The following is a 23,740-nucleotide window of genomic DNA, read 5'->3' as shown; positions in this document are numbered from 1 at the left end:
ATCACCCGGCATTGACAATTACGCCTGCTCTTTCGCTGCGGGTTTAGGCAAGAAGCCTTCCAGCACGATTAACGCCGCACCGATGCAGATGGCGGTGTCGGCCAGGTTAAAGGTCGCGAAGTGCCAGTCGCCGACGTAGAAGTCGATCATATCGACCACAAAGCCGTGCCACAGGCGGTCAAACAGGTTGCCCAGCGCGCCGCCAATGATCAGCGCGTAGGCGATGTTATTCAGCTTTTGCGTGGCCTTCGAGCGGTACATCAGCACAGCCAGTACCACGCAGATACCGAGAGCGATACCCGCGAAGAACCAGCGCTGCCAGCCACCGCTGTCGGCAAGGAAGCTAAACGCCGCGCCGTAGTTGCGCGCATAGTGCAGGTTAAGCGACGGGAACAGCGAAACCGTCTCCCCCAGAGCGAAATTCTGGAGGATCAGGAACTTGCTGCCCAGATCGATAATCAGCACCACCACAACCAGCCACAGCCAGCGCAGTCCTGTTGAACAGAGAGTTTTACTCATCAGGCAAACTTACGTTTTTCGCCGTCACCGGCGACGTTGCTTACACAGCGTCCGCAGATGTCTGCGTGTTCCGCCACCTGGCCGATATCGGTAGTGTAATGCCAGCAGCGCGGGCACTTCTCACCTTCGGCTTTGCTCAGTGCGACTTTCAGGCCTTTGAGCAACTCGCTCTGCTGAGCATCAGCATAAGCCTCGGCATAATCCGCAACTTTTGCACCGGAGGTCAACAGGACAAATCGTAATTCATCGCCCAGCGCGGTCAGCTTCGCCGCCAGCTCCGGTTCGGCGTACAGGATCACTGCCGCTTCCAGAGAGCCACCGACTTTTTTATCCGCACGCGCCTGCTCGATCACTTTGTTCACTTCGCCACGCACTTTCAGCAGCTCGTCCCAGAAGGCATCGTTCATTGCTTCGGTGCTGGAGAGATCGAACAGACCTTCATACCACTCGCCGGTGAAGACATACTTCTCACGGTCGCCCGGCAGATAACCCCAGATTTCATCCGCGGTGAAGGACATGATCGGCGCCATCCAGCGCACCAGCGCTTCTGCGATGTGGAACAGCGCGGACTGGCAGCTACGGCGAGCCACGCTGTCCGCCTTCGCGGTGTACTGGCGATCTTTGATGATGTCGAGGTAGAACGAGCCCATCTCGATGGAGCAGAAGCGCATCAGGCGCTGCACCACTTCGTGGAAGTCGTAAGACTCATAGGCTTTCAGGATATCTTCCTGCGCCGCTTTCGCGCAGCCTACCGCCCAGCGGTCCAGCACGACCATCTCTTCCGGTTTCACCATGTCTTTCACTGGATCGAACCCGTTCAGGTTCGCCAGCAGGAAGCGCGCGGTGTTACGGATACGACGATAGCTGTCGGCAGCACGCTTCAGGATCTCGTCAGACACCGCCATTTCGCCGGTGTAGTCGGTCGACGCCACCCACAGACGCAGGATGTCCGCGCCCAGCTTGTTCATCACGTCCTGCGGCGAAACGGTGTTGCCGATGGACTTGGACATCTTACGGCCCTGACCATCCACGGTGAAGCCGTGGGTCAGTACCTGACGGTAAGGCGCTTTACCTTTCATCGCGGTGGAGATCATCAGGGATGACATGAACCAGCCGCGGTGTTGGTCGGAACCTTCCAGATACATGTCGGCAGCGTGACCGGCAAACTCCGGACGCACGTCAACTACGGAGGCGTGAGTCGACCCGGAGTCGAACCACACGTCCAGGGTGTCTGGCACTTTCTCATAGTTGTCCGCGTCCGCGCCCAGGATGTCACGGGCGTCGAGATCCCACCACGCCTGAATGCCGTCAACTTCGACGCGCTTCGCCACTTCTTCCATCAGTTCCAGGGTGTTCGGGTGCAGCTCATGCGTCTCTTTATGCACGAACAGCGACATCGGCACGCCCCAGGTACGCTGACGAGATATACACCAGTCAGGACGGTTAGCCACCATGGATTCGATACGCGCCTGGCCCCAGTCCGGGATCCACTGCACGCCTTTGATCTCTTTCAGAGACTGCTCGCGCAGGCCTTTCTGATCCATGCTGACGAACCACTGCGGGGTCGCACGGAAGATGATCGGCGTCTTGTGGCGCCAGCAGCACGGATAGCTGTGCTGCATTTTCTCAACGTGCAGCAGCGCGCCGCTGGTGCGCAGCATGTCAACGATGATGTCGTTGGCTTTGAAGACGTTGATACCATCCAGCGCCGGGTAGGTGCCAGGCAGGTAAGAACCGTCCGGGCCTACCGGGTTGGCAATTTCCAGGCCGTATTTCAGGCTGATGTTGTAGTCGTCAGGACCGTGGCCACCGGCGGTATGTACCGCACCGGTACCCGCGTCCAGCGTGACGTGGTCGCCCAGGATCGCCGGAACGTCGAAGTCCAGGAACGGGTGTTTGAAGCGCATCAGCTCCAGCGCGTCGCCTTTTACGGTGCCCAGCACGGTGTAGTCGGTGATATTCGCGCGTTTCAGCACGCTTTCAACCAGATCTTTCGCCAGGATAACCGCGCGGCCATCAATCTGCACCAGCGCATATTCGAACTCGCCGGAAAGAGAGATTGCACGGTTGGCTGGCAGCGTCCACGGGGTAGTGGTCCAGATCACCAGAGAGATCGGGCCGCTAACGCCAGGCAGACCGAATTTACCTTTAATGGCATCCTGATCGACCGCTTCGAAGGCCACGTCGATAGAAGGTGAAGTTTTGTCGTAATATTCCACTTCCGCTTCTGCCAGCGCAGAACGGCAGTCCACGCACCAGTGCACAGGCTTTGCGCCTTTATGCAGGTGGCCGTTACCGATGATTTTGCCCAGCGCACGGATGATGTTGGCTTCGGTTCTGAAGTCCATGGTCAGGTACGGGTGCGACCAGTCGCCCAGCACGCCCAGACGGATAAAGTCAGCACGCTGGCCTTCAACCTGGGTGGCCGCGTATTCGCGGCACTTCGCGCGGAACTCTGCAGCGGTGAACTTCTCACCTGGCTTGCCAAACTCTTGCTCCACTTTCAGCTCGATCGGCAAACCGTGGCAGTCCCAGCCCGGCACGTAAGGCGAGTCAAATCCCGCGAGTCCTTTGGACTTCACGATAATATCTTTCAGAATCTTGTTTACTGAGTGACCAATATGAATGCTGCCATTCGCATATGGAGGGCCATCATGCAGAATGAAGGTTTTTTTGCCTTTTTTGGCTGCACGAATGATGCCGTACAGGTCATCATCGGTCCAACGCGCCAGCATTCCCGGTTCACGCTTGGCGAGATCGCCGCGCATCGGGAACCCTGTTTCCGGCAAATTCAGGGTTGATTTATAGTCACTCATCAGATTCTCGGTTCCGTATTTATCACGTAGGCAGTTAAGCCGGTTCTAAAGCCCAAAAAACTCGCGGGCCGTTAATTCATCTCGCGCGATTTGCGCCTTAAGTTCATCCAGCGAAGCAAATCGCTGCTCGTTGCGTATTTTTTTACGCAGTATTACATCTATATGGCGACCATAAAGGTCCATTACAACGTCCAGCAGGTGCACTTCTAGCTGTTGACGCACACCGGCAACGGTAGGACGCGTGCCAATGTTGGCAACGCCGTAAAACGACTTATCGCCCAGTCCTGCCACTTCCACCGCATAGACCCCTTTAACCGGGGAAACCTGACGACGCAGCGGTATATTCGCCGTCGGGAAACCAATCGTGCGGCCCAGCGCATCGCCATGAACCACGCGGCCAGAGATGGTGAACGGATGGCCCAGCAAATTTTCTGCCGTCTCCAGTTCATCATTAGCCAGCGCCTGCCGCACCGCCGTGCTGCTGACGCGCACGCCGCCTTCACAGAAGGTCATCGCGCTGGTGACGTCAAAACCGTACTCCAGACCAGCCTTCTGTAATAGCAAGAAATCGCCCTGACGACCAGCGCCAAAGCGGAAATCATCCCCTACGGCGAGAAACTGAACGCCAAGACGCTTAACCAGCAGGTCGCTGACAAAATTTTGTGCTGTCAGTGCGGCAAAGCGGCGATCGAAACGCACACACAATACGTAGTCCACGCCGGACTCCGCCAGGTAGCGCAACTTTTCGCGCAGGCGAGTTAGCCGAGCGGGAGATTTATCGCCCGCGAACAGCTCCAGCGGCTGTGGCTCGAAAATCATCACCACAACCGGCAGGCCACGGGCCTCCCCTTCTTTACGCAATCCCTGCAACAGCGCCTGATGACCACGATGCACGCCGTCGAAATTACCAATGGTCAGCACGCACCCGTGTGGCGCTCTGCTGAGATTATGTATGCCGCGTATCAGCTTCATGTCTGGCTCAAAACAGTGAAAATCGCCAAAGTATACCTTGTACAGCGGTTAAGGTTAACCGGCGATTGTTCGCGCAAAACAGAAAGCCGTAATGATTTCATCAGGCTGACCTTTCACAGCGAAAAAATCTGCCCGTGAACTGCGATTTTTACGCCGAAAGGCTGTATTCACGAAAGACAAGCTGGTAGAATCCTGCGCCATCACTACGTAACGTAGCGTCGCTAATTAACGGCGCTTATTTGCACAAATCCATTGACAAAAGAAGGCAAAGAGGGCATATTCCTCGGCCTTTGAATTGTCCACATAGAACATATTTGGGAGTTGGACTTGGCTAATATCAAATCAGCTAAGAAACGTGCCGTTCAGTCTGAAAAGGCTCGTAAGCACAACGCAAGCCGTCGCTCTATGATGCGTACTTTCATCAAGAAAGTATACGCAGCAATCGAAGCTGGCGACAAAGCTGCAGCGCAGAACGCATTTAACGAAATGCAACCAATCGTGGATCGTCAGGCTGCTAAAGGTCTGATCCACAAAAACAAAGCAGCGCGTCATAAAGCAAACCTGACCGCGCAGATCAACAAACTGGCTTAATCGCTACTTGTTGTTGCTTGTTTAAAGAACCCGCTTAACGCGGGTTTTTTTATGTCTTCAGAATGCCGGTGGCGTAAACAGCGCCGAGTAGTCACGGTTGCAGATTCGCTGCACCGCCGGGTGTTGAATCATCCTTTCGGCGAATATGGCGTGGTACTCCTCCATCACGTTATCTACTCTGCCAATCTCCGTAATCTTATCGTCTGAATAGAGATCGTGCGCGTAGAGCGTTGGCGCCACGAAGATCGCATTATACGCTTCGCCAAAGGCTTTCATCAACGCCGCATCGTCGAACTCGCCGAGGATCTCCACGTTCAACCCCTGCGAATTAAACCAGTTCAGCAGCTTGCGTCCGAGCATGGAACGCCTGCCCGGCACCAGCAGGCGACGCTCTTCCAGACAGGCCGGGAAAGGTTTCTCCGGCGGTGGATTGATGCACCAGAAGCTCACGCCGCATTCGCCAATTTTCACAGAGAACAGCCCCTCCTGCTGCGTGGAGTCGATGGGGCAATCCGAGATAATCATGTCCAGCTTGTGCTGGCTCAGCTGCTCCAGCAGCATCTCGTGGGTGGATTCAAAGCAGCGCAGATGGATTTGTTCATCCTCTACCACGGCGGCATCCAGCACGCCGCTTACCAGCCGTTTGGACAGTGCATCCGCCACCCCCACATCAAAGAGCAGGTTCGACTCTTTGCGGTAGTTGACGATATCCAGCATCTCCTGGCTCAGGGTGAACATTTTGTCCGCATAGCGGAAAACCAGTTCCCCCAGCTCGCTCGGCTCAATCCCACGGCCCTTGCGCTTGAAGAGCTTACCCTGCAGCCGTTCTTCAAGGGCTTTGATTTGCCCGGTGATGGTTTGCGGCGTCAGGTAAAGCGCCTCTGCAGCCCCCACGACCGAGCCCTGTTTGTAAACGTGCCAGAAGTAGTAAAGATGGTTGTAATTCAAATGAGGCATCGCGTCTTCGCTCCCTGAGTGTGTATCGGGAGAAGAGTGACCTTCTCCCGGTGTTCCGTTATGCCTGGACGGCCTGTCCGGACAACTTCACCTTCAACAAAGTATACCCAATCACTGCCGCCAGTAATGACCCAATGAGAATGCCGAGTTTCGCCCAGACGATGAGCTCTGGCGCGTTTGCACCAAACGCCAGCGTCGAGATAAAGATCGACATGGTGAATCCAATACCGCACAGTATGCCGACGGCCATGATCTGACTAAAGGTTGTACCGTTCGGCAACGATGCCAGCTTCATCTTCAGCGCCAGCCAGCAGAAGAGGCTGATCCCCAGCGGCTTACCGATAAACAGCCCGGCAATAATCCCCAGCGGCAGGACAGACGTCAGCCCGTCCAGCGTGACCCCCTGCAGGGAAACGCCCGCGTTGGCAAACGCAAACAGCGGCAGGATCATAAAGGCGACCCACGGGTGCAGCACGTGTTCCAGCTGTTTAGCGGGTGACTTACCGTCCTGCGGCTTAAGCGGCACGAAGAAGCCCACAATCACGCCGGCCAGCGTGGCGTGCACGCCGGATTTCAGCACCGCCGTCCACAGCACCATCCCCACCAGGATATAGATACCGATGCGGCGAACGTTGAAGATGTTCAGCACCGCCAACACCGCAATCGCCCCGGCGGCCACGCTCAGGGACAGGATCGACAGATCGCTGGTGTAGAACAGCGCGATAATCACAATGGCGCCCAGGTCATCAATGATCGCCAGCGCCATCAGAAAGATTTTCAGCGCAACCGGCACGCGGCTGCCGAGCAGAGCTAAGACACCGAGCGCAAAGGCGATATCCGTTGCGGCCGGGATCGCCCAGCCGTCACGCGCGACAGGATCCTGCCAGGTAAATGCGAGAAAGAGCAGCGCTGGAACGACCATCCCACCGAGCGCGGCAATAACCGGGAACGCCGCGCGCTGGCGGCTGGCTAGCGAACCTAGCACCAGCTCGCGCTTAACCTCAAGACCAACGAGCAGGAAGAACACCGCCATTAGCGCATCGTTGATCCACAGCAGCATGTTCTTGTTAATTTCCAGCGCTCCGACCTTCAGCTCGACGGGCGTTTCCAGAAATGCGTGATAGAGATCGCGGGTCATACCCAGGTTAGCCAGCACCATCGCGGCGGCCGCGGCAATAATCAGGATCACACCACCGGACGCCTCACTGCTAAAGAAACGGTGTAGTAATTTCATTTATATTCTCTCTTTTACAAAGATACCTCGATAAAACCATAATACCAAGCCAAATAGCTCGGCAAAAACAGATTAATATTGGGTATAGACTCAGTTTTACCGATCTATAACTGCAAAAAAAAGCCCGGAATCGCTTCCGGGCTTTTTGAAGTTAGACACAGCTAACGAATTAGCGGGTCAAATCATCGAAGAATTTTTTGACGCCATCAAAGAAGCTTTTGGAGCGCGGGCTGTTTTTCTCACCCGTTGGGCCGCCAAAGCTCTCCTGAAGCTCTTTCAACAGCTGTTTCTGCTTGTCGTTCAGGCCAACCGGCGTTTCCACGACGACGCGGCACAGCAGGTCGCCCTGCGCACCACCGCGAACGGATTTCACGCCTTTGCCGCGCATGCGGAACAGCTTGCCGGTCTGGGTTTCACCAGGGATTTTTAGATTGACGCGACCGTCCAGCGTCGGCACTTCGATTTCACCGCCGAGAGCCGCCATCGCAAAGTTGATCGGCACTTCACAGTACAGGTTATTGCCTTCACGCTCGAAGATGGCGTGCTGCTTCACCTGAACCTGAACGTACAGATCGCCTGCCGGCGCGCCGTGCTCGCCTGCTTCGCCCTCACCCGCCAGACGGATGCGGTCGCCCGTATCAACGCCAGCCGGGATCTTAACGGACAGGGTTTTGGTTTTCTCAACGCGACCGTGGCCGTGACACTTGGTGCACGGATCTTTAATCAGCGTACCGCGACCGTGACAGTGCGGACAGGCCTGCTGTACCGCGAAGAAGCCCTGGCGCATCTGTACCTGGCCGGAGCCATGACAGGTTGGACAGGTCTGTGGCTGGGTACCCGCTTTCGCGCCGCTGCCGTGGCAAACGTCACACTCTTCCAGCGTCGGGATACGGATCTCTTTCGTGACGCCACGAACGGCCTCTTCAAGAGTGAGATCCATGTTGTAGCGCAGGTCCGCGCCGCGCGCTGCGCGCTGACGACCACGACCGCCGCCGAAGATATCGCCGAACACGTCGCCAAAGATGTCGCTGAAATCCGCACCGCCGCCAAAGCCGCCGCCACCGAATCCACCGCCGCCCATGCCGCCCTGTTCAAAGGCCGCGTGGCCGTATTGGTCATAGGCCGCACGTTTTTGTGCATCGGTCAGGACTTCGTAGGCTTCTTTGATCTCTTTAAATTTTGCTTCAGCCTCTTTGTCACCCTGGTTACGGTCCGGGTGGAATTTCATGGCCAGGCGCTTATACGCCTTTTTGATTTCACGCTCTTCCGCAGTTTTCGGAACGCCTAAAATCTCGTAATAGTCTTGCTTTGCCATTGGTTTTTTTAAGCCCCTTAACATGCGAGCACGGGCGTGGAGAGTTCTCCTACGCCCGTGCCGATTAATTACCCTGCATCAGGGCGATTATTTTTTGTCTTTAACTTCTTCGAACTCAGCGTCGACAACGTCGTCGTCTTTCGCGTTGTTCGCAGAAGCGTCAGCGCCTGCCTGCTGCTGTGCATGCTGCTGCTGAGCGATTTCCATCAGCTTCTGGGAAGCCTGTGCCAGCTCCTGCATCTTCGCTTCGATATCCGCTTTGTCTTCGCCTTTCAGAGACGTTTCAAGCGCGGTCAGTGCAGCTTCGATAGCAGTTTTGTCTTCCGCTGGCAGTTTATCGCCCGCTTCTTCAACCTGCTTACGGGTGCTGTGCAGCAGATGGTCACCCTGGTTACGGGTCTGAACCAGCTCTTCGAACTTACGGTCGGATTCCGCGTTAGCTTCGGCATCGCGAACCATTTTTTCGATTTCCGCTTCATTCAGGCCAGAAGATGCCTTGATGGTGATCTTCTGCTCTTTACCGCTGTTTTTGTCTTTCGCAGACACGTGCAGGATACCGTCAGCATCGATGTCGAAGGTAACTTCGATTTGCGGCATGCCGCGCGGTGCCGGGTTGATGCCGTCCAGGTTAAACTGACCCAGAGACTTGTTATCAGACGCACGCTTACGCTCACCCTGCAGCACATGGATGGTTACCGCAGACTGGTTGTCTTCAGCGGTAGAGAACACCTGGCTGTGCTTGGTTGGGATGGTGGTGTTTTTGTTGATGAGCGCAGTCATCACACCGCCCATGGTTTCGATACCCAGAGACAGCGGGGTAACGTCCAGCAGCAGTACGTCTTTCACTTCACCAGTCAATACACCACCCTGAACCGCCGCACCGATAGCTACCGCTTCGTCCGGGTTCACGTCTTTACGTGGCTCTTTACCAAAGAATTCAGCCACTTTCTTCTGAACCATTGGCATACGGGTCTGACCACCCACCAGGATAACGTCCTGGATGTCAGATACGGACAGGCCAGCATCCTGCAGTGCAACTTTCAGCGGCTCGATAGAACGGTTCACCAGGTCTTCTACCAGGCTTTCCAGTTTCGCACGGGTCACTTTGATGTTCATGTGTTTAGGACCGGTCGCGTCTGCGGTGATGTACGGCAGGTTCACGTCGGTCTGCTGAGCAGAAGACAGTTCGATCTTCGCTTTCTCAGCGGCTTCTTTCAGGCGCTGCATCGCCAGCGGGTCGTTACGCAGGTCAATGCCCTGATCTTTCTTGAACTCGTCAACGAGGTAGTTGATCAGACGGGTATCGAAGTCTTCACCACCCAGGTGGGTATCACCGTTGGTTGCCAGAACTTCGAAGGTTTTTTCGCCGTCAACTTCGTCGATTTCGATAATAGAGATATCGAAGGTACCACCACCCAGGTCGTAAACCGCGATAGTACGGTTGCCGACTTCTTTATCCAGACCGTAAGCCAGTGCAGCCGCGGTTGGTTCGTTGATGATACGTTTTACTTCCAGACCTGCGATACGGCCAGCATCTTTGGTTGCCTGACGCTGAGCATCGTTGAAGTAAGCAGGAACGGTGATAACAGCTTCAGTTACCGGCTCACCCAGGTAATCTTCAGCGGTTTTCTTCATTTTTTTCAGCACTTCAGCAGAGATCTGCGGTGGTGCCGTTTTGGTGCCTTTCACATCAAGCCACGCATCGCCGTTATCTGCTGCGATGATTTTGTAAGGCATGATAGAAACGTCACGCTGAACTTCTTCGTCCTGGAAGCGGCGGCCAATCAGGCGTTTGATCGCAAACAGGGTGTTTTGCGGGTTTGTCACTGCCTGACGTTTAGCCGGCTGACCAACCAGAGTTTCACCATCCTGGGTATAAGCAATGATAGAAGGCGTGGTGCGATCGCCCTCGGCGTTCTCCAGCACGCGTGCAGTAGTGCCGTCCATAATCGCTACACAAGAGTTGGTAGTCCCCAGGTCGATACCAATAATTTTACCCATCTAAACGTCTCCACTAAAAATTCAGTCAACATGTGGTTGTGTACCTGTAATAAGGGCAGAACGTGCTTTTTCAACTGCCCAGATTTGATTTTTTTCAGGTCCACACACTGCGGTTGACTACAAGATGGGGTCGCGACGGCATCCATCAAGGGGCAAGCATAAAAAAAATTTTAATTTCACCCTGATGAGATCATAGACGGCGTCGATGCCGCCCATTATGATGCCGCGCCCCGTCAGGGAGTATTGACGCGGGTTAAACCATTTCACCATTTTAATGATGATTTTTTTGAGGACTTATGGGCAACACTAAGTTGGCTAATCCGGCTCCGCTGGGCCTGATGGGTTTTGGCATGACCACCATTCTGCTGAACCTGCACAACATCGGGATGTTCCCGATGGACGGCGTAATCCTGGCGATGGGCATTTTTTACGGCGGTATCGCGCAAATCTTCGCGGGCCTGCTGGAATATAAGAAAGGCAACACCTTCGGCTTAACTGCCTTCACCTCTTACGGCTCGTTCTGGCTGACCCTGGTCGCCATCCTGCTGATGCCTAAAATGGGCCTGGCAGATGCGGCAAACGCCCACTTCCTGGGCGTCTATCTGGGCCTGTGGGGCGTCTTTACCCTGTTCATGTTCTTCGGCACCCTGAAAGGCAACCGCGCGCTGCAGTTCGTCTTCCTGAGCCTCACCGTGCTGTTCGCCCTGCTGGCGATTGGCCACCTGGCGGATAACGAAGGCATCGTTCACGTAGCAGGCTGGATTGGCCTGGTGTGCGGCGCAAGCGCTATCTACCTGGCAATGGGTGAAGTGCTGAACGAACAGTTTGACCGCACCATTTTACCTATTGGTGAAAAACACTGATCCCTCTGTCGTGCCCGCCTCGCGGGCACGATATTCCCCCGCCTGACGAAGCCAAACCCCTAATCCCAGCCCCATCAGCGAGAGCGCGAGTACATACCAGGCAGGCGCCATCGGCGACACCCCCATCATCACCGTGACCACTATCGGCGTCAGCCCGCCGAAAATGGCATACGCGACGTTATAAGAGAACGATATCCCGGTGAAGCGAACCTCCGGCGGGAAGGCGCGCACCATGACGTAAGGCACAGCCCCCACGACGCCCACGCACAGTCCGACCACGCCGTACAGCAGGAACAGCTGTTCAGGATGGCTGCCCGCAAGATGGTAAAACCCCCAGCTCGACGCGGCCAGCAGCAGGCTGCCGACAATAAAGGTCAGGCTGGCACCGAAACGATCCGCCGCCAGCCCGGCGGCCAGACAGCCAAAGCAGAGCATAATTGTCGCAATACTGTTTGCCTGTAAGGTCACGGCTGGGGCGAAACCGTACTGTTTCTGCAGCCACACCGGCGACATCAAAATCACCACCACGATGCCCGCCGACAGCAGCCAGGTGAGCAGCATCGACACCACCACCGCTTTTTTATGGCGCACCACAACGGCTTTGACCGGCAACTCCTGCGCCAGCGCTTTACGCTGCTGCATTTCGAGGAAAATCGGCGTCTCCTGCAGCCAGCGGCGCAGGTACATTGCCACCAGGCCAAACGCCCCGCCCAGCAGGAACGGAATACGCCAGCCCCAGTCGTGCACGGCCTGCTGCGTCATGCTGGTGTTGACTATCGTCGCCACCACCGACCCCAACAGGATCCCGACTGTCAGCCCCGCCGTTAACGTTCCGCAGGCGATCCCGATGCGGCGGGCAGGAACGTGCTCCGCCACAAACACCCAGGCCCCCGGCACTTCCCCGCCGATGGCCGCGCCCTGAAGAATGCGCATCAGCAGCAGCAATAGCGGGGCGAGAATGCCCATGGAGGCATAGGTGGGCAGCAGGCCGATCGCCAGCGTCGGCACCGCCATCAGCAGGATGCTCAGGGTAAACATCTTCTTACGCCCGACAAGATCGCCAAAGTGGGCCATGACGATGCCGCCCAGCGGACGTGCCAGATACCCGGCAGCAAAGATGCCGAAGGTTTGCACCTGACGCAGCCATTCCGGAATATCCGCCGGGAAGAAGAGCGCCCCCACCACGGCGGCGAAGAAGACAAAGATGATGAAGTCGTAAAACTCCAGCGCGCCACCTAAGGCGGCGAGCGTAAGCGTTTTGTAGTCCTGTCGATTCAGAGGTCGGGTGTTATGTGACATAGCGAACCATTGTGCATGTGTTGTGGATTATTTTTTACAGCAATCGTAAAGAAAAAATTACTATATCGTAAATCCATTTACACGCTACTGCAGCTGGCGCTAATGTCACATTTTAGTAAATTTCAGGAGATTGTCTCGCGGCGTGCGCTTTTAGGACGAAATGCTGCTACCACTTTGTCGTCAGTTTCCACGTACGGCCCGTCAAGCAGCTGTATACAATACGGTACACTTGCAAATATGCCGTGCACGATGACGCTACCGTCCTCGGCTTTTAATCCTTCCAGCGTCTCTTTGATCGACTTTGGCTGCCCCGGCAGGTTCAGTATCAGCGCCTGTTTGCGGATCACCCCCACCTGGCGGGAAAGGATTGCCGTCGGGACAAAGTGTAGACTGATCTGGCGCATCTGTTCGCCGAAGCCCGGCATTTCACGGTCGGCGATAGCCAGCGTCGCGTCCGGCGTCACATCACGACGCGCGGGGCCGGTTCCACCCGTGGTGAGCACAAGGTGACAGCTCATCTCATCCACCAGCTCACACAGGGTCTGCTCAATGATCGGCTGTTCGTCGGGGATAAGGCGAGTCTGGATCTCAAACGGGGTGGTCAGCGCGCTTGCCAGCCACTCTTCCAGAGCAGGGATGCCTTTATCCTGGTAAACGCCGCTGGAGGCGCGGTCAGAAATCGACACTAAGCCGATGCGTAAGGTATTCATATCCATTCCATTCAAAAAGTACTGATTAAAGGGAATGATACACGCAGAGGGAAAATTCAGACAGAGGACAGAAGAAGACGCGTGACCGGGAGCCCGGTCACGCAGAATGATTACAGCAGGTCGCCGATCATTTTTTCCAGTTTTTCCTGGTCGATAGCAAACTTACGGATACCGTCCGCCAGTTTGTCTACAGCCATTGGATCCTGGTTGTGCTGCCACAGGAACTCGGATTCGGTGATGCGCTCCGGGCGCGCCTTCACTTCGCCGGTGTAAGACAGCTTACGCTCGATAGCACCTTCGCTTTCTGCCAGCTCTTTCAGCAGCGCAGGGGCGATGGTCAGACGGTCACAGCCAGCCAGCTCAATGATTTCGCCCACGTTACGGAAGCTTGCACCCATAACCACGGTCTCATAGCCATGCTGTTTGTAGTATTCGTAGATTTCAGTCACGGAAATCACGCCTGGATCTTCAGACGCCGCGTACTCTTTCTTGTCGGTGTTGGCTTTGTACCAGTCCAGAATACGGCCCACGAACGGAGAAATCAGGTACACGCCTGCTTCCGCACATGCACGCGCCTGCGCGAAGGAGAACAGCAGGGTCAGGTTACAGTTGATGCCTTCTTTTTCCAGCTGCTCGGCAGCGCGAATGCCCTGCCAGGTCGACGCCAGTTTGATCAGGATACGGTCGTTGCTGATGCCCGCGTCGTTGTACAGTTTGATCAGGCGTTTTGCTTTCGCGATTGACGCTTCGGTGTCGTAGGAGAGACGTGCATCCACTTCGGTAGAGATACGGCCCGGAACCAGCTTCAGGATTTCCAGACCGATGTTCACTGCCAGTTTATCGGTAGCATCCACAACCTGCTGCGCACGGTCATTGCTCTGTGCTTTCGCCCAGGTCACAGCCTCGTCAATCAGTTTGCGATACTCAGGGATCTGTGCGGCGTTAAGGATCAGAGAAGGGTTAGTTGTGGCATCCTGCGGCTGGTACAGCTTCATTGCCGCGATATCTCCGGTGTCAGCTACGACAGTGGTGAACTGACGAAGGGAGGTCAATTTATCCGTCATGATAGTGTTTCTCTTTTAACGTGCCCTGGATAATTCACGCTACCGACAGCATGCCTGCAGCGGAAAAATGACAGGTTTACTTGTTAGGGGGATGTAACCGGTCTGCCCTGATGATAACACGACGGAGGGGTAGCGCAACCGCAGACAGTGCGCTTAGGCAGAGTATGATAAACTCAAAATATTAACAGGCTGCTAAGCAACAGCATGCCCAATCAGTGGTAGCGCTTACATATTCACGTTGGCATCAACAAGAGGGACGTTAATGCCTGATTTCCTTTTCTTTATTAACGAAGTCCTCTGGGGTTCGATAATGATCTACCTGCTTCTGGGAGCAGGTATCTGGTTTACGCTACGCAGTGGGTTTATCCAGTTTCGCTATATTCGCAAGTTTGGCAGAAGTCTGAAAAACAGCGTCACGCCCCAGCCGGGCGGATTAACGTCGTTTCAGTCGCTGTGTACCAGCCTGGCTGCCCGCCTCGGTAGCGGAAACCTGGCGGGCGTTGCGCTGGCCATCAGCGCCGGTGGGCCAGGCGCGGTGTTCTGGATGTGGGTCACGGCGCTTCTCGGAATGGCTACCTCTTTTGCCGAAAGTTCGCTGGCGCAGCTCTACAAAGAGAAAGACAGAAACGGGCAGTTTCGCGGCGGTCCGGCCTGGTATATGGCGCGTGGCTTAGGAATGCGCTGGATGGGCGTTCTGTTCTCGCTTTTTTTACTGCTCGCGTACGGTCTTATTTTTAATACCGTGCAGTCAAACTCCGTCGCCCATGCCCTGCGCTATACCTTCTCCTGCCCGGAGTGGATCACCGGCATCGGTTTAGCCCTCTTTGTTTTGCTCACCATTTCTGCCGGCCTGAAAGGCGTTGCCCGCCTGATGCAGTGGCTGGTTCCCATCATGGCGCTGCTCTGGGTTGCCGCGAGCCTGGTCGTCGCTGCGCTGCATGCCGACCAGGTTCCGGGCGTGATTGCGACCATCTTTAAAAGCGCCTTTGGCTGGCGTGAGGTAGCGTCAGGCGCGCTGGGTTACACCCTGAGCCAGGCGCTGATGGCAGGTTTTCAGCGAGGCATGTTCTCCAATGAAGCCGGGATGGGCTCCACTCCCAACGCCGCCGCGGCCGCCTCTTCCTGGCCGCCGCACCCGGCAGCGCAGGGTATCGTGCAGATGATAGGCGTGTTTATGGATACCGTTATTATCTGTTCCGCCAGCGCCATGATCCTCCTGCTGGCCGGTCCTGTGGCGCATGACTCGGATATCGACGGAATACAGCTTCTCCAGCAGGCGCTGGTGAACCTGACCGGCGGCTGGGGTTCGGGATTTGTCTCGCTCATTCTGATGCTGTTCGCCTTCAGTTCGATTGTGGTGAATTACCTGTACGCCGAAAATAACCTTATCTTCCTGAAATATGACTCTCGTCCTGCCATCCTCCTGCTTCGCCTGGGCGTAGTACTGATGGTGATCGCGGGCTCCCTTCTGAATATGCCGCTGGTCTGGCAGCTGGCGGATGTCATTATGGCGCTAATGGCAATCACTAACCTGACGGCGATCCTGCTGCTCTCGCCCGTAGTGAACCTTATTGCCAGGGATTATCTTCGCCAGCGCAAGCTGGGCGTTCCCCCGGTATTTGATGCCGCACGCTATCCCGAAATTCAGTCACAGCTTGCCCCCGGCACCTGGGATGATTTGCCCCGGCGATAACAGCTATCGATCAATTCAGGGCGATTTTTTGTTAAAGTCGCTCTAAATTTCCTGCAAGGACTGGATATGCTGATTCTGATTTCACCTGCAAAAACGCTCGACTACCAGAGCCCGCTCGCCACCGAGCGTTATACCCAGCCAGAACTGCTGGACTATTCGCAACAGCTGATCCGCGAAGCGCGCAAGCTCTCTGCGCCGCAAATCGCCTCGCTGATGAGCATCAGCGACAAGCTGGCAGACCTGAACGCGACCCGGTTCCACGAGTGGCACCCGGATTTCACCCCCGCCAACGCGCGCCAGGCGATCCTGGCGTTTAAGGGCGATGTTTACACCGGCCTGCAGGCGGAAGATTTTAGCGAAGCCGACTTTGATTTTGCCCAGCAGCATCTGCGCATGCTGTCGGGCCTGTATGGCGTACTGCGCCCGCTGGATCTGATGCAGCCATATCGTCTGGAGATGGGGATTCGCCTGGAAAACGCCAAAGGCAAAGACCTTTACCATTTCTGGGGCGACATCATCACCGACAAGCTGAACGCGGCGCTGCATGCTCAGGGTGATAACGTGGTGGTTAACCTGGCATCCGATGAGTACTACAAGTCGGTGAAGCCGAAAAAGCTGAACGCGGAGATCGTTAAGCCGGTCTTCCTTGATGAGAAGAACGGCAAGTTCAAGGTCATCAGCTTCTATGCGAAAAAAGCGCGTGGCCTGATGAGCCGCTACATCATTCAAAACCGCCTGACGAAGCCGGAGCAGTTAACGGGATTCAACACCGACGGCTATTTCTTTGACGAAGCGTCGTCAGGGAAAGGTGAGCTGGTATTTAAGCGCCACGAGCAGTAAAACTAAACCCCGCCATCTGGCGGGGTTTTGCGTTAATGGTGCTTCCAGTCCGGGCCCGGACGGTGGTCGTCGTGATGATGGTCGTGTCGGTCATCACGATCGCGATGCTCGTCATGCGGACGCCAGTGGTTATCGCGCCAGTCATAATGCGCCTTCCACCAGTCGTGGTCGCGCCAGCGGCCGCCATCCCAGTAATGCCCGCTATTGTCCCGATCGCCAATCTGCAGTTTTACCGCAGGTACGAGAGTAATTTCAGATGCCTGTACCGCCATGGGGGCGACCAGCACCAGAGAAAGCGCGATGAGTGCAGGTTTTAGTGTAGACACAGGTGACTCCTTATTCTTCTTGCCCAACGTGGGCCGATGTAAGGAGAGTACGCGAGGGGAACGGTGGATGTTATTCTCTGCAATCCTAAACGCTAAGTGACCGCATTTATTGGAAATTTCTGCTTTTTTCCTGCAATTTTTCTCCTTAATTTCTTCATAAAAAAGCCGGGGAGCGCTGCGCTTACCCGGCCTACGGTCATCTCGTCGTTGTAGGCCCGGTAAGGCGTAGCGCCACCGGGCAACAAAATCACGCGCGCGTCATCATCAGATTCCGCAGTGCCGCGAAATCCGCCGGCAGCTCATGAGACAGCAGCGGCAGGTCGGCGCGCTCGGCCAGCTCTTTTGGCAGCGGCAGCGTTTCGCCCAGAATATCTTCCACGCTCTCTTTGAACTTCGCCGGATGCGCGGTGCCCAGGAACAGACCATATTCACCCGGGTTAAGCTGGTCGCGCAGCGCGCGGTAAGCAATTGCCGCGTGCGGCTCAGAGGTGTAGCCCACAGCCTTCAGCTCGCGCATGGTGGCTTTGGTAGTTTCGTCCGTCACCGCAGCGTAGCCCAGGTCACCCAGACGCCACACCTTGCGGCGGAACAGCTCTTCCACGCGCGGCCAGTTGTTCGGCTGCGACACGTCCATGGCATTGGAGAGCGTCGCCTGCGTGGCGTTAGGCGCCCATTTGCCGTCTTTCAGGAAGCGCGGCACGGTATCGTTGGCGTTGGTGGCAGCGATAAAGCGTTTCACCGGCAGACCGAGAGATTTCGCCAGCAGCCCCGCCGTCAGGTCGCCGAAGTTGCCGCTTGGTACCGAAACTACCAGCTGATTGCGCGCTTCCTGCGGCAGCTGAGCCACCGCTTCGAAGTAGTAGCAGATCTGCGCCAGCAGGCGGCTGATGTTGATGGAGTTCGCCGAGTTCAGCCCCAGCGCGGCCTTCAGCTCTTCATCATCGAACGCCTGCTTGACCAGCGCCTGGCAGGCATCGAAATCGCCGTCGATCGCCACGGTTTCAATGTTGCCGCCGAGGGTGCAGAACAGTTTTTCCTGCAACGGGCTGATCTTGCCTTTCGGATAGAGGATCACCACGCGGACGTTTTTCAGGCCGTAGAACGCGTGAGCCACCGCCGCACCGGTATCACCGGAGGTCGCGGTCAGGATGGTCACCGGCTTGTCGCCGCTGATGTGGGTCAGCATCTGCGCCATAAAGCGGCCGCCGAAGTCTTTAAACGCCAGGGTCGGGCCGTGGAACAGCTCCAGACAACCGACGTCAGGCTCCACCTGCTTAACCGGAGCCGGGAAAGCAAACGCCGCGCGCACGCGCTCTTCCAGCAGCGCCTGCGGGATTTCATCGCCAATAAACGCAGACAGAATTTTGGTGCTGCGGGTGACAAAGTCCTGCTTCAGCAGCTCATCGATTTCGGTCAGCTGAAATTCCGGCAGGTCGTGCGGGAAAAACAGCCCCTGATTTTTGCCCAGCCCCTGAGTCACCGCCTGCGCGAAGCTGACCTGCTCGTTATGATCTTTAAGGTTGTAGAGTTTCATTTGTTATCCCAGTACTCGTGCGCCAGCCGTGTCCAGACGGCAAATATGAACAAAGCCTTCCTGATTTTGCAGGTAGTGTTTAGAGAGCCAGTCCGCCACGCGCTGCGCGGTGTCTGGCTTATCGCACAGGGCGAACAGCGTCGGGCCGGAGCCGGAGATGCCGCACGCCTGCGCGCCGATATCCATTGAAGCCTGTCGCGCCTCGTTAAAGCCGGGCAGCAGCTTCGTACGGTACGGCTCGGCAATGACGTCTTTCATCAGCTTCGCCGCCAGCTGCGGCTGGCGGGTGTAGCAGGCGTGAATAAAGCCCGCCAGGTGACGCCCGTGGGCGATACAGTCCTGGCGACGATACTGCGCCGGCAGGATGGCACGCGCTTCCGCGGTAGAGACCTTGATGCCCGGATACGCCAGCACCCACAGCCATTCATCAAACCCTGGCACCTGCTGGCTGATGATGCCATTTTCTTCAATCATCAGCTGCATGCCGCCGAGGAAGCACGGCGCCACGTTATCGTAATGAATACTGCCGGAGATGCGTCCTTCCAGCTCGCCCATCAGCGCCAGCAGACGGCTATTGTTCAGCGGCTTGCCGCAGTGCTCGTTCATCGCCACCAGCGCGGCGACAACCGAGCAGGCGCTGGAGCCCAGGCCCGAGCCAATCGGCATGCTTTTTTCCAGCGTCATGGCGACCGGCACGTTTTTGCCGATCTCCTGACAGAAGCGCTCCCAGCACTGATAAACGATATTCTCGCGTGGTTCAGGCGGCAGCTTACTGGCGAAACGGCCGACGTTATTCAGGCTGAAGCTTTCTGCCGCCTCAACCGTTACCGTATCGCCCAGCAGCGAACCGTCCACCGGCGTCACCGCCGCACCCAGCACGTCAAATCCGACGCTCATATTGGCGCTGGAAGCCGGGGCATATACTTTAACCATCTTAAACTCCTAACTTCCATGACAGGGTACGCAGCAGGTCGGCAAACACGCCCGCCGCCGTTACATCATTCCCTGCGCCATAGCCGCGAAGCACCAGCGGCAATGGCTGATAATAGTGGCTGTAAAACGCGAGGGCGTTTTCGCCGTTTTTGACTTTGTACAGCGGGTCGTTACCATCCACTTCGGCAATCTTCACCCGGCATACGCCGTCCTCTTCAATGTTGCCAACATAGCGCAATACCTTACCTTCATCACGGGCTTTCGCAACGCGTGAGGCAAAGGCATCGTCAAGCTGAGGTAAATTCGCCATAAAGGTGCTGACATCGCCGCTGGTGTCAAACTCGGCTGGCAGCACCGGTTCAATCACGATATCCGAAAGCTCCAGCTCGCGGCCCGTTTCGCGCACCAGGATCAGCAGCTTGCGCGCCACGTCCATCCCGGAGAGATCGTCGCGCGGATCTGGCTCGGTGTAGCCCAGCTCGCGCGCGGCACGGGTGGCTTCCGACAGGCTCATCCCTTCATCCAGCTTGCCGAAGATAAACGACAGGGAGCCGGAGAGGATGCCGGAGAAACGCTGCAATTCGTCGCCCGCGTTAAGCAGGTTCTGCAGGTTCTCGATGACCGGCAGGCCGGCACCGACATTGGTGTCGTACAGGAACTTGCGGCGCGACTTGCTCGCCGCCAGGCGCAGCTGGTGATAGTAATCCATCGACGAGGTGTTGGCCTTTTTGTTCGGCGTCACCACGTGGAAGCCTTCGCGCAGGAAGTCGGCGTGCTGGTCGGCCACCGCCTGGTTCGAGGTACAGTCAACGATAACCGGGTTAAGCAGGTGATACTCTTTCACCAGACGGATCAGGCGCCCCAGGTTGAACGGCTCTTTCGCTTCTTCCAGCTCCGCCTGCCAGTTCTCCAGGTTCAGACCGTGAACGTTAGTAAGCAGCGCTTTCGAGTTCGCAATTCCGCAGACGCGCAGATCGATGTGCTTTTTCTTGAGCCACTCCTGCTGGCGCTTCACCTGCTCCAGCAGCGCACCGCCGACGCCGCCCACGCCAATCAGGAATAGCTCGATAACCTGATCGGTGTTGAACAGCATCTGGTGAACCACGCGCACGCCGGTAGTGGCGTCATCGTTATCCACCACCACGGAGATTGAACGCTCGGACGAGCCCTGGGCAATCGCCACGATGTTGATATTGGCTCGCGCCAGCGCGGCAAAGAATTTGGCGGAGATACCGCGCAGCGTGCGCATACCGTCGCCAACCACGGAAATCACCGCCAGGCGCTCCTGAATGGAGAGCGGCTCCAGCAGTTCCTCTTTCAACTCCAGATAGAACTCTTCTTCCAGCGCGCGGCGGGCGCGCAGACAGTCGACCTGAGGCACGCAGAAGCTGATGCTGTACTCGGAAGAGGACTGGGTGATCAGCACCACCGAGATACCGTTGCGTGACATGGCCGCAAAAACGCGCGCCGCCATGCCGACCATCCCCTTCATCCCCGGACCGGAGACGCTGAACATTGCCATATTATTCAGGTTGGAAATGCCTTTCACCGGCAGACCATCTTCATCGCTGCTGGCACCAATCAACGTGCCTGGCGCCTGCGGGTTACCGGTGTTTTTAATCAGGCATGGGATCTGGAACTGGGCAATGGGGGAGATGGTACGCGGGTGAAGCACTTTGGCGCCGAAGTAGGAAAGCTCCATCGCTTCCTGGTAGGACATCGACTTCAGCAGCCTGGCGTCCGGCACCTGGCGTGGATCGCAGGTATAGACGCCGTCGACGTCAGTCCAGATCTCACAGCAGTCTGCGCGTAAACAGGCGGCCAGCACGGCGGCAGAGTAGTCGGAGCCGTTACGGCCCAGCACTACCAGTTCACCCTTCTCATTTCCTGCGGTAAAGCCCGCCATCAGGATCATATGGTCAGAGGGGATTTTGCTCGCGGCAATACGGCGGGTTGATTCGGCAATATCAACGGTAGATTCGAGGTAGTGGCCCGCTGCCAGCAATTTCTCAACCGGATTGATCACGGTAACGTTGTGGCCGCGCGCTTCCAGCACGCCCGCCATGATGGCGATGGAGAGTTTTTCGCCCCGGCAGATCAGCGCCGCGTTGACGCTGTCCGGGCACTGGCCCAGCAGGCTGATGCCGTGCAGCACATGTTTGATCTGAGCAAACTCCTGCTCAACGAAGGACTTCAGCTGCGCGAGCGGGAAACCAGGCTGTGCCTCTGCCAGCCCCTGCAGCAGCTCGGCGAAGATACGCTCAGCATCGCTGATGTTCGGGAGTGCATCCTGGCCACCGATGGTCTTTTCAATCATCGCCACCAGATGGTTTGTGATTTTTGCCGGGGCAGAGAGCACGGTCGCAACCTGCCCCTGCCTGGCGTTGCTCTCCAGGATATCGGCAACACGCAGAAAACGTTCTGCATTTGCCACTGATGTACCGCCGAACTTCAACACTCGCATGGTTCTACCTCGTTTCCTTTAGCCGAAAAAAAAAGCCCGCACTGTTCAGGTGCGGGCTTTTTTCTGTTTTTCCTGTACGCGTCAGCCCGCATCGTTACCTGTGGTAATGATGATGGTTGTGGTAATGGTGGTGATGCTGATGCGTTTCATGGATGTTGTGTACTCTGTCATTATTATCTGTCTGTGCTGTATTCTTTTAGGGTTAAAGGATCGGGCACCTTAAGTCAATGAATTTTTAATTTGATCACAATTCCGCGGACGTTCACGTCACGCTGCGTGACGTTTTATTTTCATCCGAATCCCCCAGCCGCAACCCTCCACGACAGACTATTTCGCCATAGTAAAAACTTATGACAGCATTTTACTCGGCCAATTTTTTTTCAATATCGTGCAGCAAACGGTGCAACATGGCGGTGTCCCGCTGCTCAAGACGTCCAAGGCGCTGCTGTAGCCAGTCGGCCATTTTTTGATCGTCCGCAACGCCAAGGCTCGATAAAAGACGCTCTACGCGAGCACGAAGCGCGGCCAGCTGATTTTCATTGGCGGCTTCTGTCTGGGGTTGAGGGATTTGCATTAGGGAAGCTAATTGATAGCAATAGACCATTACCGCCTGGCCTAAATTCAGGGAAGGATAATCGGCTACCATCGGCGCACCGGTGAGAACGTCCGCCAGCTCAAGCTCTTCGTTGGTGAGCCCGGAATCTTCACGACCAAATACCAGCGCGGCTTTCTCAAGCCACTGGCTTTTCTCTTCCAGCATGGGCACCAGTTCAGCAGGCGTGGCGTAGTAGTGGAACTTCGTCCGGCTGCGTGCTGTGGTGGCAACGGTAAATGAAATGTCATGCAGCGCGTCGGCAAGCGTAGCGTAAGTCGTTATATTATCGAGAATATCCCCCGAACCGTGCGCCACCCAGCGGGCGGCAGGCTCCAGGTGCGCAGTGCTGTCCACAATTCGTAAATCGGTAAAACCCATGGTCTTCATGGCACGCGCCGCAGCGCCTATATTTTCGGCTCTGGCTGGAGCGACCAGTACAATCGACAGATGCATTTATGCTCTCTTTTTAATCAGTTAGCGGAGAAAAGTGTGATGCACTTCAACATATTACGCAGCACGAATTTACAAATTTGCAACACAAATCACCGAAATAGCGTTTCATAACAAATTAAAGACGCTAAACTATTTTGTGTCTGAACAATCAGTTAGAATGTTAACAGAAGCCTATTATCCCTATGTTTTATAATGATAATGGCAACGTGAATACCCTGTTCTGATTGGATTCGCTTTGTTTATAAATCAATCTCCGCAACTAGTTGGTTTATTGAAAAATTGTGACAAAGGCTAGCATTCGGCTACGATGATTTCATCAAACTGTTAACGTGCTACAATTGAACTTGATATATGTCAACGAAGCGTAGTTTTATTGGGTGTCTGGTGTCACTTAGCCTGTTATGTTGCTGTTAAAATGGTTAGGATGACAGCCGTTTTTGACACTGTCGGGTCCAAAGGGAAAGTACCCAAGACCAAGCTAATGATGTTGTTGACGTTGATGGAAAGTGCATCAAGAACGCAATTACGTACTTTAGTCACGTTAAGCCGATCATGTTAATT

At 55.9% G+C, this 23,740-nt stretch carries 21 protein-coding genes, 1 pseudogene and 1 other annotated feature; of the genes and pseudogenes, 4 read left to right on the top strand and 18 right to left on the bottom strand.

Annotated features, from left to right (window positions below; genetic code table 11):
• Window positions 1–18: 18 nt before the first annotated feature.
• The 4 genes and pseudogenes from lspA to IB212_RS03420 form a co-directional block, all read right to left on the bottom strand.
• Window positions 19–519, bottom strand: coding sequence for a signal peptidase II (lspA, locus tag IB212_RS03435; RefSeq protein WP_028015470.1), 501 nt, complete (start codon window positions 517–519; stop codon window positions 19–21).
• The gene (ileS, locus tag IB212_RS03430) at window positions 519–3,335 is read right to left on the bottom strand and encodes an isoleucine--tRNA ligase (RefSeq protein WP_041911266.1); all 2,817 of its coding nucleotides are present in this window, start codon (window positions 3,333–3,335) and stop codon (window positions 519–521) included. Before ileS ends, lspA begins: the two co-directional genes overlap by 1 nt.
• 45 nt (window positions 3,336–3,380) lie before the next feature.
• Window positions 3,381–4,307, bottom strand: a complete 927-nt coding sequence (ribF, locus tag IB212_RS03425; RefSeq protein WP_028015468.1) for a bifunctional riboflavin kinase/FAD synthetase — start codon at window positions 4,305–4,307, stop codon at window positions 3,381–3,383.
• Window positions 4,308–4,314: 7 nt separating this feature from the next.
• Window positions 4,315–4,533, bottom strand: a pseudogene (locus tag IB212_RS03420) (DUF2575 domain-containing protein).
• Between the two features lie 101 nt (window positions 4,534–4,634).
• Here IB212_RS03420 and rpsT point away from each other — a divergent pair.
• On the top strand, window positions 4,635–4,898 hold the full coding sequence (gene rpsT, locus IB212_RS03415; protein ID WP_003856458.1) for a 30S ribosomal protein S20: 264 nt from the start codon (window positions 4,635–4,637) through the stop codon (window positions 4,896–4,898).
• A gap of 57 nt (window positions 4,899–4,955) precedes the next feature.
• Here the strand turns inward: rpsT and nhaR are convergent, their stop codons facing one another.
• The 4 genes from nhaR to dnaK all read right to left on the bottom strand — a co-directional run bounded on the left by nhaR (window position 4,956) and on the right by dnaK (window position 10,405).
• A complete protein-coding gene (gene nhaR / locus IB212_RS03410) occupies window positions 4,956–5,855 on the bottom strand; it encodes a transcriptional activator NhaR (protein ID WP_041911267.1) in 900 nt (299 codons plus the stop codon).
• Between the two features lie 58 nt (window positions 5,856–5,913).
• Window positions 5,914–7,089 (bottom strand): Na+/H+ antiporter NhaA, encoded by a 1,176-nt coding sequence (gene nhaA / locus IB212_RS03405; protein WP_041911268.1) that lies wholly within the window; start codon window positions 7,087–7,089, stop codon window positions 5,914–5,916.
• 169 nt (window positions 7,090–7,258) lie between these two features.
• Complete coding sequence (gene dnaJ, locus IB212_RS03400; protein ID WP_008502040.1) at window positions 7,259–8,404, bottom strand: molecular chaperone DnaJ; 1,146 nt, start codon at window positions 8,402–8,404, stop codon at window positions 7,259–7,261.
• A gap of 87 nt (window positions 8,405–8,491) precedes the next feature.
• Window positions 8,492–10,405, bottom strand: a complete 1,914-nt coding sequence (gene dnaK / locus IB212_RS03395; protein ID WP_028015465.1) for a molecular chaperone DnaK — start codon at window positions 10,403–10,405, stop codon at window positions 8,492–8,494.
• Window positions 10,406–10,701: 296 nt separating this feature from the next.
• On the opposite strand from dnaK, the gene satP reads away from it, so the two are divergent.
• On the top strand, window positions 10,702–11,268 hold the full coding sequence (satP, locus tag IB212_RS03390; protein ID WP_041911269.1) for an acetate uptake transporter: 567 nt from the start codon (window positions 10,702–10,704) through the stop codon (window positions 11,266–11,268).
• Here the strand turns inward: satP and IB212_RS03385 are convergent.
• The 3 genes from IB212_RS03385 to tal all read right to left on the bottom strand — a co-directional run bounded on the left by IB212_RS03385 (window position 11,245) and on the right by tal (window position 14,341).
• Window positions 11,245–12,567: an MFS transporter gene (locus IB212_RS03385; RefSeq protein ID WP_041911270.1), complete on the bottom strand. Its 1,323-nt coding sequence runs from the start codon at window positions 12,565–12,567 to the stop codon at window positions 11,245–11,247. The genes satP and IB212_RS03385 overlap by 24 nt on opposite strands.
• 122 nt (window positions 12,568–12,689) lie before the next feature.
• The gene (mog, locus tag IB212_RS03380) at window positions 12,690–13,277 is read right to left on the bottom strand and encodes a molybdopterin adenylyltransferase (RefSeq protein ID WP_041911271.1); all 588 of its coding nucleotides are present in this window, start codon (window positions 13,275–13,277) and stop codon (window positions 12,690–12,692) included.
• A 110-nt stretch (window positions 13,278–13,387) separates the two neighbouring features.
• Window positions 13,388–14,341: a transaldolase gene (tal, locus tag IB212_RS03375; protein WP_003856481.1), complete on the bottom strand. Its 954-nt coding sequence runs from the start codon at window positions 14,339–14,341 to the stop codon at window positions 13,388–13,390.
• Window positions 14,342–14,603: 262 nt separating this feature from the next.
• On the opposite strand from tal, the gene IB212_RS03370 reads away from it, so the two are divergent.
• On the top strand, window positions 14,604–16,034 hold the full coding sequence (locus tag IB212_RS03370; RefSeq protein WP_041911272.1) for a sodium:alanine symporter family protein: 1,431 nt from the start codon (window positions 14,604–14,606) through the stop codon (window positions 16,032–16,034).
• Window positions 16,035–16,100: 66 nt separating this feature from the next.
• On the top strand, window positions 16,101–16,874 hold the full coding sequence (gene yaaA, locus IB212_RS03365; RefSeq protein ID WP_028015460.1) for a peroxide stress protein YaaA: 774 nt from the start codon (window positions 16,101–16,103) through the stop codon (window positions 16,872–16,874).
• A gap of 32 nt (window positions 16,875–16,906) precedes the next feature.
• Here the strand turns inward: yaaA and IB212_RS03360 are convergent, their stop codons facing one another.
• The 7 genes from IB212_RS03360 to yjjY form a co-directional block, all read right to left on the bottom strand.
• Entirely contained in the window at window positions 16,907–17,200 is a 294-nt protein-coding gene (locus tag IB212_RS03360) for a DUF2502 domain-containing protein (RefSeq protein ID WP_028015459.1), read from the bottom strand.
• A gap of 247 nt (window positions 17,201–17,447) precedes the next feature.
• On the bottom strand, window positions 17,448–18,734 hold the full coding sequence (gene thrC / locus IB212_RS03355) for a threonine synthase (RefSeq protein ID WP_041911274.1): 1,287 nt from the start codon (window positions 18,732–18,734) through the stop codon (window positions 17,448–17,450).
• A 3-nt stretch (window positions 18,735–18,737) separates the two neighbouring features.
• A complete protein-coding gene (gene thrB / locus IB212_RS03350) occupies window positions 18,738–19,667 on the bottom strand; it encodes a homoserine kinase (protein WP_041911275.1) in 930 nt (309 codons plus the stop codon).
• 1 nt (window position 19,668) lies between these two features.
• Window positions 19,669–22,131, bottom strand: coding sequence for a bifunctional aspartate kinase/homoserine dehydrogenase I (gene thrA / locus IB212_RS03345; RefSeq protein ID WP_041911276.1), 2,463 nt, complete (start codon window positions 22,129–22,131; stop codon window positions 19,669–19,671).
• Window positions 22,132–22,156: 25 nt separating this feature from the next.
• Window positions 22,157–22,274: a sequence feature (Thr leader region), on the bottom strand.
• Window positions 22,213–22,281 carry a thr operon leader peptide gene (thrL, locus tag IB212_RS03340; RefSeq protein ID WP_015572623.1) on the bottom strand — a complete coding sequence of 23 codons (69 nt, stop codon included), beginning with the start codon at window positions 22,279–22,281 and terminating at the stop codon, window positions 22,213–22,215. Its footprint overlaps the feature before it by 62 nt.
• A 211-nt stretch (window positions 22,282–22,492) precedes the next feature.
• Window positions 22,493–23,179 carry a tRNA/rRNA methyltransferase gene (locus IB212_RS03335; protein WP_041911277.1) on the bottom strand — a complete coding sequence of 229 codons (687 nt, stop codon included), beginning with the start codon at window positions 23,177–23,179 and terminating at the stop codon, window positions 22,493–22,495.
• Window positions 23,180–23,578: 399 nt separating this feature from the next.
• Window positions 23,579–23,719, bottom strand: coding sequence for a protein YjjY (gene yjjY, locus IB212_RS03330; RefSeq protein WP_085928893.1), 141 nt, complete (start codon window positions 23,717–23,719; stop codon window positions 23,579–23,581).
• Between the last annotated feature and the right edge of the window lie 21 nt (window positions 23,720–23,740).

Origin of the sequence: Enterobacter sp. E12 (assembly GCF_014596715.2) — a bacterium.
Classification (GTDB): domain Bacteria; phylum Pseudomonadota; class Gammaproteobacteria; order Enterobacterales; family Enterobacteriaceae; genus Enterobacter; species Enterobacter bugandensis.
This window is presented reverse-complemented; position numbering and strand designations above follow the sequence as displayed.